Genomic DNA, 12,571 nt, shown 5'->3' on the forward strand with positions numbered 1-12,571 from the left:
TCTTTTTTACAGGAGGAAAAAGTGCTAAATCAATTTTCGAGAACAGAATTACTAATTGGGGAAGATGGCATTCAAAAATTAAATGCATCTACAGTTGCAATATTTGGAGTTGGGGGCGTAGGTTCTTTTGCAGTTGAGGCGCTTGCCAGAACAGGTGTTGGTACATTTTATCTATATGATGACGATAAAGTTTGTTTGACCAATATCAACAGACAACTTATTGCAACAAGAAAAACAGTAGGACGCGTTAAAGTAGAAGTTATGAGCGACCGAATTAAGGAAATCAACCCAGAAGCAATAGTATACGCCAATCGTTTATTTTTTGGTCCAGAAACTGTCGCTGAAATTGATTTTGGAAAATTCGACTATATCATAGATGCAATAGATACAGTTTCATCTAAACTCCTATTAATTGAACTTGCTAATCAAGCAGGCATCCCAATTATGAGTAGTATGGGAGCGGGTAACAAACTTGATCCCACTCAATTTGAAGTAACGGATATCTACAAAACATCGGTTTGTCCACTGGCTAGAGTTATGAGAAAAGAACTCAAAAATAGAGGCGTTAAAAACTTAAAAGTTGTTTACTCCAAAGAACCGGCCATGAAACCTATTGAAAAAGAAGAATCCAGCTGCAAAACAAACTGTATTTGTCCTAAAGATGTTCAGAGAAATTGTAGTGCCAAAAGACAAGTCCCAGGTTCTATTGCTTTTGTACCTTCAGTAGCAGGATTAATTATTGCGGGTGAAGTCATTAAAGATTTAATGCAATCAAAAATTGAAACTATAAGTACAAATCCTGTCATTAACTTCTAGTTAATGAGGCGCTAATTCATAGATTATAAACCATCAAGTATTGCGTAGCATTTAACTTGCTAACCAACCCTTGATGGCAACCTACATAGATAATTATCATAAGGAGGATTTAATGATAAAATTCATCGCACGACGTATTTTGCATACCATTCCTTTGCTACTTGTCATGACAATTGTAATATTTATCTTAGTTGACGCAATGCCTGGCGATGAGCTGACTGCTTATATAAACTCTATACCCGAAGGGGAACCTAGGCCCTCATATGAGCAAATTCAACAGATGAGACTTGTTCTCGAATTAGACAAACCATGGCACATTCGTTACTTTGAGTGGTTAGGCAAAGCTTTAAAGGGTGATTTTGGTGTTTCACTCCATTATAGGAAGCCCGCTACAGAAGTAGTTTCTGTACTTGTATGGCATACATTTATGATTAACTCTGTTGCTCTACTTTTAACTTTTCTTATTTCAATCCCAATAGGTGTACGTTCAGCAGCTAGAAAAAACGGTATTTTTGACCGTGTAATTTCTACCTCAACGCTTATTCTTATTTCATTGCCATCTTTTTTTATAGGGCTTTATCTCATGCGGCTCATGGCAGTAAAACTTGCTATTGTTCCTGCAACTGGCATGCATTCCGTTATTTCACTTGTTAAAGGATATGACACAAAAGCAGATGAAATAATAGATGTTTTACATCACATGATACTGCCAGTTCTCACACTTACATTAGTAGGTATTGGAAGTGTCTCTAGATATGTTAGAAATGCAGTATTAGAAGTAATCCATCAAGATTATATTAGAACAGCAAGATCAAAAGGACTAAAAGAACGTCTCGTCATTTATAAACATGCATTACGAAATGCCCTTATACCCATTATTTCGCTCCTTGGTATTATGCTACCAACACTTTTTGTAGGTAACATATTTGTAGAAGCTATCTTTTCCTGGCCGGGAATTGGTTTAGAATTTCTCTACTCAATTTACAGACGTGATGGCGCTATGATTACACTTATTATTATGTTTTTCTCAGTTGCTTCCATTATGGGAAATCTACTAGCAGATTTATTATACGGTGTAGCGGATCCACGTATGAAGATAGAATAGGAGGACATCATGATCAAAGAACAGAATACACCTTGGAAATTGGCAAAAAAAAGACTATTACGTAATAAAATAGCTCTATTTGGCGCTTTTCTTCTTATATCAATTTTATGCTTCACATATCTTGGCCCTCTTTTTTCACCTTATATTGATGATCAGATAGATGTCGTTATGAGATTTAAAGCACCTAGTTTTGCGCATCCATTTGGAACCGATCGCTTAGGGCATGATATGATGACACAAATCATGAGGGGTGGACAAGTATCACTTGCGATTGCATCACTATCAGCTATTGTAACGCTATTCTTCGGAACTCTAGTTGGTGTATTTTCAGGATATTATGGAAAATGGGTTGATCAACTACTAATGCGATTTACTGAATTTGTATACGTTTTGCCATTACTTCCAATGATTATTGCATTTACAGCCATTTTTGCTTTTGGAGTGCCTCCTATAATACGTATGATTGGGACGATGATTATTTTTGGTTTCTTAAGTTTTCCACCACTGGCACGGTTGATAAGGGCTGAAATTATATCTTTAAAAAAGTTAGAATTTATCAAAGCATCTGAATTGCTTGGTATTTCAAAATTTTCGCAGATTTTCAAGCACTTGCTTCCAAATGTAGTTGGTGTTATTGTTGCATCTTCCACATCAATAATTGCCAATGCTATTTTGCTAGAACTTACACTTTCTTTCGTTGGAATGGGGTTTCCACCACCAACACCAACATGGGGAAACTTGATTCCAAACATAAGAGGAGATAGTATGGTATCTTCAGGCTATTACTGGATGTGGTTTTATCCTGTAAGTTTTATATCACTAACAATTATAAGTATCAACCTTTTAGGAGAAGGGCTTAGGGATGCTCTTGATCCAAAATCTGAAGGAAGATGAGTGATATTTCCATTTAATTAAGAATATATTACAACACGACGGAGGACCTTCTTTTGTATATTGTTTGTGATAAACTAGGACTATAGTATCAAAATAATATTTGCAATAGCGAATTATATCATAAATAAATTACAAATTAATACTGGAGGTTTTCATGGAAAGATTGATTACATGGTTAAAAGAACATACTATTGCAATGTTATCTCTACTTATTGTAGCTCTTGTTGCAATTCTTAGTTTGACATATATTAATTCATCACTGAAAAAGGACGTGCTCTCACAAGAGGATAAAATAGGGATTCTTGAAAAAGAACTTACTGCTAAACAAGGGGCAATAGATAACTTAAATGCTGAAAAAGAAAGTATGATTGGTCAAATTGCACAAAATGCAGTTGAATACGATTCAGAAATTGCAGATTTAAAACTGCAAGTTGGTGAACTCAATGATAAACTATCCAATTCTTACCAGTACCCATCATATTACATTGATTACCTAGCGCAAAATGGATTCGCAAGTCCAAGTCTACTTATAGATACATTATCTGATGAAAGTGATTTGATACCTGTTAAAGGGATCCTGGGAGGTACGATGTACTGGATTCCTCAAAATTCAATATTACTCAATGACAAATTCGTTTTTGCAGCATTTGAAGATGGTCATGTTGCTGGATTTGCATTGCTTCAATATAGTTTAAAAGGACAGGGCGAAGTCACTTGGAAAATAATTGAAACATACATGGACTAGTTTATTGATTTATGATGTGGACATGAAAGGGGAGTGCAGAATGCAAGTCATTACTTATGATGTTGTTGATCCTGTAGGTTTTCATGCAAGACCAGTATCACGTCTCGTTCAAGAAGCAAATCTTTTTGTCTCAGATATTTATATTAATTATAAAGAGTCAAGCGCTAATCTAAAGTCCGTTTTTAGTATCCTTGCATTGACTATTCCTGTTCATGCTCAAATTAAAATCACTATTAATGGCGAAGATGAAATTATAGCAAAAAATCATATTGAAAAAGTCTTAAGTGCGTTATAATAAGTTTACAATACATGTACAACAGTTATCAATTTCACATGCTATATATCATATAACTTTCAAGGAGATTAATATGGAACTAGTAACGCTTGTAGATAACCTTGTCTATGGTGAAGGCTTAATTGGCGAACATGGTTCGTCTTTTCTCATAAAAACCAAAGGCAAAAAAATACTATTTGATACTGGTCAAACCAATGCGCTTATTTCAAATGCGATGTATTTGGCAGAGGATTTAACAGATGTAGATTATGTCATTTTAAGTCACGGTCACTATGATCATTGTGGTGGCTTAGAAGCCTTTTTAGAAATTAATCACACAGCAACCATATACCTAAAACCCAAAGCCTTTAACGAGAAAATCTCTATCAGAGAAAATATAGAACATTTTGTTGGCTTTAAATTAAAAAAAGCGATTACTGAATACCCCAATACATTTATGTTAATTGAGGAAGATATCCAACTCGCTAACGGAATAGAAATTATAGCAAATATTCACACTTACACACATGACTTAGTTGATACGAGCCGTTTTTTTGTTAAAGATCACACCAATCTTGTTCAAGATCAATTCAATGATGAACTTTTTCTGTTTATTACTGAAGGGGAGAATGCATTTCTTTTTACAGGATGTTCCCATAAAGGAATACTAAATATACTAAAAACTGCATATGAAAAAAACGCACATAAAGATATTCAGTACGTTTTTGGAGGGATGCATTTTAATGGAGAATTGTTACGTCACCTCGATCAATACCTCATGCAGTTTAAACATTTTGGAATTCAATCCTTCTATGTCAACCACTGTACCGGGATTGACGGCTACTTTAGATTAAGATTAAAATTCCCGCAAAAAGTGAATTACGCTTTTACGGGATTTCATGTTGAGCTGTAAAGTAAATGTAATAATGAATTCTTGTATTTTCTGATTTCATATGAATAAAAAAAAGAAGGAGGGGTATATAATCGATAGACTTGAGAAGACGATTTCTTCATAGTCTATTATATATTTCCCCCCTATTTCCTCTAGTCAACTAGGGGATTTTTTTTTGAAACCTATAGGATCTTACTATTCATCTATATTCCTTCATCGTTATATGGCACAATTGCTTTTCTTTTTAAAGGTGTCGAAAGAATTATAGCTGTTCTTGTATCACCAATAGCTTGTATTTTATCAAGTAATGCTTCAAGGTGATGCGTATCCTCGCATATGACCTTAACCGTCATACAATCTTCACCCGTTACATGATAGCATTCAATAATTTCTCTCTCCTCAGAAGCTAGTTTCTTGAATCTTTGATGAGAACTTACCTTCATAGAAACATGTACAATTGCTTCAACATGAAGTTTAAGTTTTTTTGGATTTATAATCGCTGAGTAACCTTCAATAATTCCATTTTCCTCTAATCTTTTAATTCGCTCTGATACTGCTGGAGAAGTAAGGTTAACTCTCTGTCCAAGTTCTTTCATAGAAATGCGCGCTTCTTGTTGTAAAATTTTTATTATTCTAATATCTGTGGAATCCATGATTTTCTCCCTAATAAAAATTATCGTAATCCAAGTACTTTGATTTTGTCACATTCGACTTGTGACCCAATAAAATAAAGTGTAAATTCAATTATATTTATTAAATTAACTAAGAATAGTCTATCACTTTTGCAATCGCCTGTACAGAAATATATACAAATGATAAACTTTGGATGAATAACCAAGCTCAAAAAAAGTGGGATTTAGCAATAGGAGGTTTAGCAATGGCTGCGATAAAAATTACTGAAACAATATTAAGAGATGCACATCAATCACTAATCGCTACACGACTAAAAACAGATGAAATGGTTCCGATTTTAGAGCAACTTGATGCTGTCGGATATCACGCACTAGAATGTTGGGGAGGTGCTACTTTTGATGCCTCACTAAGGTATTTAAATGAGAATCCATGGGAACGTCTTAGAATCATTCGTAAAAATGTAAAAAACACAAAACTTCAAATGCTTTTAAGAGGTCAAAATATACTAGGCTATAAACATTATCCAGATGATGTTGTCACAGAGTTTGTAAAACGAGCAATTTCAAATGGTATAGATATAGTTAGAATTTTTGACGCCCTTAACGATATAAGAAATATTGAGACTGCACTATTAACAACAAAAAAAGAAGGCGCACACGCACAAGCTGCTATTTCATATACCATCAGTCCAGCACATACTATTGAAAAATATGTTGCACTTGCAAAGGATATGGAATCAATGGGAGCAGATTCAATTTGTATAAAAGATATGTCAGGTCTACTTACGCCATATGAAACTGAGAAACTTGTAAAAGCTCTAAAAAGCTCAGTTAAAGTGCCTCTTGAGATTCATTCACACTATACAAGTGGTTTAGCATCTATGTCGTATCTTAAAGCAATAGAATCCGGAATAGATATCATTGATACAGCTATATCTCCATTTGCTCTAGGTACATCTCAACCTGCTACCGAACCAATGGTTGCAGCACTTAAAGGTACAGCGTTTGATACAGGACTTGATCTAGGTAAACTCGATAAAGTAACTCAATATTTTGCACCAATTAGAGAAAGAGCAATTGATACGGGCCTTTTAGATCCGAAGATGTTAGGTGTCGATATCAACACTTTGGTTTATCAAGTTCCAGGAGGTATGTTGTCAAATCTTGTCTCTCAACTAAAAGCACAAAATGCACTTGATAAATACGAAGAAGTCTTAAAAGAAGTTCCGCGAGTACGTGAGGATCTTGGTTTTCCACCACTTGTGACACCTACAAGCCAAATGGTGGGGACTCAAGCAGTTTTAAATGTTATAATGGGTGAACGTTATAAAATGGTGCCAAAAGAAATCAAAGAATACGTTAAGGGCATGTATGGGCGTCCAACAGTACCTATAAAAGAAGAAATTATAAAAAAAATAATTGGCGATGAAGAAGTGATCACTTGTAGACCTGCTGATTTATTGAAGCCAATTTTAGCACTTGAAAGAGAAAAGATAAAAGAGTATATTGAAGAAGATGAAGATGTTCTTTCTTATACACTTTTTCCTAATGTAGCAGAAGATTATTTTAAATTTAGACAAGCTAAGAAATATAAAATTGATTCTGACATGGTGAATAAAGAAGAGAAGACGCATCCAGTTTAAAACAAAAATGGAGGCATAAATGTTCAATAAAAAAGAAACACCCACAGATCGAGATGCAAAGAAAAAGGCTAGAGATGCTGAAAATGATAAGTTAGTTTATGATACATGGCCACAAACTAGAGAGCAAGGTAAACTAAAATTCACTTTTCGATTTGGTGCGTTAACGTGGGGTTTTCCAACATTTTTAATCTACTCAGCGATAATGATTATACTAAATTTTTTCATTAAAGAGAGTGTTAAATACAATATCATGCAAGCAGCTTTTTCGCTTTTCTTCTTCATACTCTTTGGTATGATATACGGCTTATTTTTGTGGAAGAAAAACGAAAAAGTATTTCTTAAAAAATATCCTTATGGTAAAAAAACTAAATAGTTATTGAGTTAAACTTAAAATACACATTTGAGAATGTGTATTTTTTTATGTATAATAATGGAATTTTGTGTTGCAATTGTAATATTATGGGTTTATAATTGATTTATCTTATTTTACATTTATTGGAATTTTTATCAAGAAGGTGGCATAATGCATTATTTAGTAGAAAATAATTACACTAGGCGACTATATCAGCAACTTAAAATTCAATCGAATAAATTTGAAATCATCAGTAGAAGTGAACTCGACTTACTTTCAGAAACAGATACATTGATCATTGATGAAAGTGATCTCAATTTTATAGAGGCTGTCATTACTTCAAAAGAACAAGTTATTGTCTTAGGCGAATCTATAACGCCTTACAAGTGTATATCGAAGTATCAAAGCTATCGAAATATTCAAGCACAATTAAGCAACGCTAAGCTTCCAATCTATTTATTTACTAGTGAATCAAATATTGAATGTAGTGATATTTTTTTCAAATCTCTCGCTACACAATTGGGAATAGAGTATATAGTTTCACTAAATTATGTACCTAATAGTAATTTTTCACTTTACCAATGGTCAATAGATTCATCTATCGAAATCCCCAAACACACAATCATAGACCTAATTTCCACTGTTCCAGATTTATTTAATTCACCAGTAGAAGAAATTTTAGGTTTTGTTGATGCCATATCTCTAAAAAGCAGTGTCCTCATCATCAGTTATCCTCTAAAAAGTTGTCTCGATAAAAAACTGCTTGAGATCGCTAATACTGTATTTTTAGTTACATCAAACTTCGAATCAGATTATCCAACTCGAATAAAGCAATTTACAAACGCTACAATTTACTCATTTCCATACAATATACAAGAAATTAAGCCTCATAAAAACAATTCTAACTTTTTTGAAGGAAACCTGCTGAAAAATATAGAGAAAATGCAAGGAGTTAAATAGTGTATCAAATAATTGAGAAAATAAAAAAGGAAATTCAAGAAGAGATTAGTTTATTTAGTGAACAAGAAATAAAACAAGCAATACACCATAAAATTGATCTCTTGAATATTTTTAGTTTAGAAGATAAAAAGAAAATTTCTCTACTAATAGAAGATTCGATTTTTGGCTATGGCCTCATTCAACCACTTCTTAATCGCACAGAAATAACTGAAATAATGATTAATGGTACTGATAAAATTTACATTGAAATCGATGGAAAACTCCAAGTTACTAATTTTGCTTACGAAAATAAAACACAATTAATGCAACTCATCCATAAAATTTCTACTGAAGTTGGTCGAGAAGTTAATCTAACTTATCCAACTTTAGACGCAAGATTAAAGGATGGTTCACGAGTCAATGTTATTCTAGATCCTATTGCATTGAAAGGCCCTATAGTAACCATTAGAAAATTTAAGCAGGCACTTAGCAGTAGCGAGGAACTCATTAAGTCTGGCATGTTTACACAGACTCTCTCACAGTTAATGGAAATCCTTATAAAATGTAAATTTAATTTATTTATCTGCGGTGGAACAGGTACTGGTAAAACCACACTACTCAATTGTCTATCATCATACATTGATACAAACGAACGCATTATTACCATTGAAGATGCTGCTGAGCTCAATTTAAAACACCACAAAAATGTCGTCACTTTAGAAACAAGAAAAGCTCAAGGAAACAATGAGATTACTATGAGTCATCTTATCAAAAATGCACTTCGTATGCGACCTGATCGAATCATTGTAGGCGAAGTACGTGGAGATGAAGTAATAGATATGCTTCAGGCTATGAACACTGGCCATGATGGCTCGCTTTCTACAGGCCATAGCAATTCACCCTTTGATATGTTAACACGTCTCGAAGTCATCGCAAGTAGCTATAGTGAGATAAACCATCTCCTTATTCGAAAACAAATTATATCAGCTATTGATTTTATAATTTTTGTAGAGAAGCTTCCTAATGGATTAAGAAGTATTACGCAAATAGCTGAAGTTGAAAAAGGAACCTCAGACTATATATTAAATACTCTTTTTTCGGATGATTCACCAAGTGAACTTACTATAGGAGAACTTATCTCTAAAATTTCCATGAATCATAAAATCAGGAGGTATCATGATAAAATTCAAGATGTTTTCAATCAATAATTTAGATCGCTCAAAATTTATATTTGATCTTATATTTTATGCACTTGGATTTTATGCTTTTTACGCCAATATCGGATTAGTCGTTGTAAGTATAATACTAAATATTGTTTTGCTAAAAGTCAGTAATTACTATGATAAAGATTTAAATGCATATTATTTAGATAGTTTTATAGATTTTCTCAACCAAATCAATTCAAATTTAGCGATTGGCATGGGGTTCGATTCAGCAATAATAGCCTCATCAAAAGAGCTCCATCATGATCAAAGTTATTCTAGTCAGACATTGCATATAATCAATCGTTCCATTCAACTAGGTATTGATGTACAATCTATTTTTGAAATTCTCAACGAACGATTTCCGATTCCAGAGGCAACTCTTTTTTCAAGAATGATGCTTTTAAGTAAAGAAACAGGTTCAAATCCATCGAACATAGCAGATATTACACTAGATAAACTCTACATGACATATAAAGTCAAACAAGAAATAAATACAATTCTCTTTCAAAAGAAAATGGAGCAAAGCATCTTATGCATCGCACCAATGGTTATTATACTTTTTATCAAATCAACTTCTTCAGATTTCATGGTTATATTGTACCAAACACTTATTGGGAAAGGAGTAATGAGTTTGTCCTTTTTATTAATTATCATTATGAAATTTATTTCTGAGAAAATAGTACGATTTGATATTTAGCTAACATGCCATAAAATCAACTAAAGGAGGAGGCTGATGCACTATATCTTTGACACTTTAGGACAACTCAACAAGAAACTAGAGCAACTAAATTCTAAACTAGATAGTGCTTTAATCAAAACAGGTTTAAAACAAAACAAGAAAAAAATCACCTATTTTGAAAAAGAGCTAGCAATTCTTATTCAAGAATTTTTAATCAACTATGGCGCAGGAATAACACTTGAGCGCTCATTAAAACTTACTTTGAAGTCTCATTGTAAAGATGAAGACCTTATCAAACTAATGGGCGTCAATGCTTCTGCAATTGAAGCGATTAATCGTTTTGCAACTCATCAAGATCGTAAAGAAATTTGGCGTTTCGTAAGGTTAATCAATCAAATTCATACTACTGGTGCGAGTACATCAGTCAGTGCACTTGAAAAATATCATGACGAGCTCTGGCAAAACAAACTTACCCAAGCGAGGATGAAGTCTGAAACTGTTACAATTCAATTGACATTTTTACTTATGCTATCTCTAATTAGTGTCATTATGGTTGTTCTTACACCAGTTATACTCATGTTTTAATACTATATAATAAGGGGAGAATTCTATGTTCTTAAATAACTTAAAGTCAATTATCACTAAGAAAACAATACGCGTAAAACACTGCCTAAACTTCAATTTAAATTCGGAGTCCGGTATGGGCACAATTGAAATTGTTATCATTATTGCTGTACTAATTGGTTTAGCATTTCTATTTAGAACCTTTGCTGTTTCATTTTTTAATGAACTCACGCAAGGTATAAAAGACAATAATCAAATTGATAGCTTGTTTAATAATTAGTACTTATAAATGAGGAGAATCGCTTGCAAACAAATAGAATAATTATTCATACACAACAATTAGAAAAGTTTGAAGCTGATATGATCAATGAGGTTGACATCATGTGTTTTCAAACTTTTGCAGTGCACCAACTTCAAAATCAAAATATGCAGTTTATTGAGCTTTCCTGGGAAAAGAAGGGGTGTTATCAAACGATTAAGGAACTATTAGATGCAAAGTATCTTGATTTCGCATTTTTATCACACTTTGCTGAGCAAATAATTGATTTATATAAAGCATGTGATGACTATTTACTTATTATTGATAAAATAGATTTTTCACCTTCAAATATCTATTATGACCATTTCTTAAATCAATTTTTTTGGCGCTATGTTCCTATTAAAGATTTTAAATCCGATTTTGAAATTTCACAACTAATTGCTATTGTACTCCTGAAATCTGATATAATTGATGACCTACAAACAATTGAAAATTTGAGTTTATCACCTAAAGAATTACTCAATTGGTTAAAGCAACTTTCCAACAAAAAAGAGGCGTCAAACAAAAAAAAAATTTGGCATAGAATATGTCCAAAAAAGAAGTCTAATCAACTTATCAATCAACAGAGTAAAACTACTCATAAGATTTCGCATCCAATTCTCATGGTCAAAGCTAATCCAAATGAAAATTACAAATTATACTTTGATCACATTGTAATTGGTAGAGAAGATACTTGTAACATCCATATAAATTCACCTTCTGTAAGTCGTGAGCACGCTCTTATAGTTAAAACAGGGCATCATTATCACGTGAAAGACCTGGGTTCTACAAATGGAACCTTTTTAAATGGTAAGCAAATCGATATTTCAACACCAATTGTCAATGGTGATTGTATCCAAATTGGAGAAAAAGAATTAATATTTATACGTTAACTTTTGTGATATTATAGTACTTGTGACTAACAAAACTATTAATAAACCGCAAAAGGAGAACAAAATGAAAAATGATGTTAAAGAAATTCTTTATTCAGAAGCTCAGTTAAATGAAAAGGTTGAAGAACTTGCTGCTAGAATTTCAGCTGATTATAAAGATAAAGATCTTTTATTGATAGGTGTGTTAAAAGGGGCGAATGTTTTTATGTGTGATTTGATGAGAAAAATACCTTTTCCAATTCAAATTGATTTTATTGCTGCTTCTAGCTATGGACATTCTACTGAAAGTTCAGGTGTTGTGAAAATTCTAAAAGACCTTGATTATAGCATAGAAGGAAAAGACGTCATTATAGTAGAAGATATTATCGATACAGGATTAACACTCCATTATCTAACCGAAAATTTTAATTCAAGAAAACCAAACAGTTTAGAAATATGTACGCTTTTAGATAAACCAGAAAGAAGAATTGCAAAACTTGATGTAAAATATATTGGCTATCAAATTCCTGATGAATTCATCGTTGGTTATGGAATCGACTTTGCTGAACGCTATAGAAATTTACCTTATATAGCAACTCTTAAAGAATCTGTTTACTCATAATAAGGGGATTTTATAATTTTACTATTGTAAACTTATTAT

Annotated in this window: 16 protein-coding genes; 15 read left to right on the plus strand and 1 reads right to left on the minus strand. The window is 32.7% G+C overall.

The window, feature by feature from the left end; all coding sequences use genetic code 11:
* Positions 1–21 precede the first annotated feature (21 nt).
* The 6 genes from QE109_RS00195 to QE109_RS00220 all read left to right on the plus strand — a co-directional run bounded on the left by QE109_RS00195 (position 22) and on the right by QE109_RS00220 (position 4,747).
* Positions 22–816: a tRNA threonylcarbamoyladenosine dehydratase gene (locus QE109_RS00195; protein ID WP_281092340.1), complete on the plus strand. Its 795-nt coding sequence runs from the start codon at positions 22–24 to the stop codon at positions 814–816.
* Between the two features lie 112 nt (positions 817–928).
* On the plus strand, positions 929–1,921 hold the full coding sequence (locus tag QE109_RS00200; protein WP_281092341.1) for an ABC transporter permease: 993 nt from the start codon (positions 929–931) through the stop codon (positions 1,919–1,921).
* Positions 1,922–1,930: 9 nt separating this feature from the next.
* The gene (locus tag QE109_RS00205; RefSeq protein WP_281092342.1) at positions 1,931–2,815 is read left to right on the plus strand and encodes an ABC transporter permease; all 885 of its coding nucleotides are present in this window, start codon (positions 1,931–1,933) and stop codon (positions 2,813–2,815) included.
* 154 nt (positions 2,816–2,969) lie between these two features.
* Positions 2,970–3,560, plus strand: a complete 591-nt coding sequence (locus QE109_RS00210; protein ID WP_281092343.1) for a serine--tRNA ligase — start codon at positions 2,970–2,972, stop codon at positions 3,558–3,560.
* Between the two features lie 40 nt (positions 3,561–3,600).
* Positions 3,601–3,855 (plus strand): HPr family phosphocarrier protein, encoded by a 255-nt coding sequence (locus tag QE109_RS00215; protein ID WP_281092344.1) that lies wholly within the window; start codon positions 3,601–3,603, stop codon positions 3,853–3,855.
* Positions 3,856–3,928: 73 nt separating this feature from the next.
* Positions 3,929–4,747, plus strand: coding sequence for an MBL fold metallo-hydrolase (locus tag QE109_RS00220; RefSeq protein WP_281092345.1), 819 nt, complete (start codon positions 3,929–3,931; stop codon positions 4,745–4,747).
* A gap of 182 nt (positions 4,748–4,929) precedes the next feature.
* On the opposite strand, the gene QE109_RS00225 is transcribed toward QE109_RS00220, so the two are convergent.
* Positions 4,930–5,379 carry an Lrp/AsnC family transcriptional regulator gene (locus tag QE109_RS00225; RefSeq protein WP_281092346.1) on the minus strand — a complete coding sequence of 150 codons (450 nt, stop codon included), beginning with the start codon at positions 5,377–5,379 and terminating at the stop codon, positions 4,930–4,932.
* Positions 5,380–5,603: 224 nt separating this feature from the next.
* On the opposite strand from QE109_RS00225, the gene QE109_RS00230 reads away from it, so the two are divergent.
* From QE109_RS00230 to hpt, 9 genes are all read left to right on the plus strand, one after another.
* Positions 5,604–7,001: an oxaloacetate decarboxylase subunit alpha gene (locus tag QE109_RS00230; RefSeq protein ID WP_281092347.1), complete on the plus strand. Its 1,398-nt coding sequence runs from the start codon at positions 5,604–5,606 to the stop codon at positions 6,999–7,001.
* 19 nt (positions 7,002–7,020) lie between these two features.
* Positions 7,021–7,374 carry a hypothetical protein gene (locus QE109_RS00235; RefSeq protein ID WP_281092348.1) on the plus strand — a complete coding sequence of 118 codons (354 nt, stop codon included), beginning with the start codon at positions 7,021–7,023 and terminating at the stop codon, positions 7,372–7,374.
* 150 nt (positions 7,375–7,524) lie between these two features.
* Positions 7,525–8,313, plus strand: a complete 789-nt coding sequence (locus tag QE109_RS00240) for a hypothetical protein (protein ID WP_281092349.1) — start codon at positions 7,525–7,527, stop codon at positions 8,311–8,313.
* A complete protein-coding gene (locus QE109_RS00245) occupies positions 8,313–9,500 on the plus strand; it encodes a CpaF family protein (RefSeq protein ID WP_281092350.1) in 1,188 nt (395 codons plus the stop codon). The genes QE109_RS00240 and QE109_RS00245 overlap by 1 nt, the downstream gene beginning before the upstream one ends.
* A complete protein-coding gene (locus QE109_RS00250) occupies positions 9,469–10,194 on the plus strand; it encodes a type II secretion system F family protein (protein WP_281092351.1) in 726 nt (241 codons plus the stop codon). Before QE109_RS00245 ends, QE109_RS00250 begins: the two co-directional genes overlap by 32 nt.
* Before the next feature lie 36 nt (positions 10,195–10,230).
* Complete coding sequence (locus QE109_RS00255) at positions 10,231–10,761, plus strand: hypothetical protein (RefSeq protein ID WP_281092352.1); 531 nt, start codon at positions 10,231–10,233, stop codon at positions 10,759–10,761.
* Positions 10,762–10,786: 25 nt separating this feature from the next.
* Entirely contained in the window at positions 10,787–11,020 is a 234-nt protein-coding gene (locus tag QE109_RS00260) for a Flp1 family type IVb pilin (RefSeq protein ID WP_281092353.1), read from the plus strand.
* Between the two features lie 23 nt (positions 11,021–11,043).
* Positions 11,044–11,931, plus strand: coding sequence for an FHA domain-containing protein (locus QE109_RS00265; RefSeq protein WP_281092354.1), 888 nt, complete (start codon positions 11,044–11,046; stop codon positions 11,929–11,931).
* Positions 11,932–11,995: 64 nt separating this feature from the next.
* A complete protein-coding gene (gene hpt / locus QE109_RS00270) occupies positions 11,996–12,532 on the plus strand; it encodes a hypoxanthine phosphoribosyltransferase (protein WP_281092355.1) in 537 nt (178 codons plus the stop codon).
* The last annotated feature ends 39 nt before the right edge of the window (positions 12,533–12,571 follow it).

The organism is Fusibacter bizertensis (assembly GCF_029914245.1).
In the GTDB taxonomy this organism is placed as follows: domain Bacteria; phylum Bacillota; class Clostridia; order Peptostreptococcales; family Acidaminobacteraceae; genus Fusibacter_C; species Fusibacter_C bizertensis.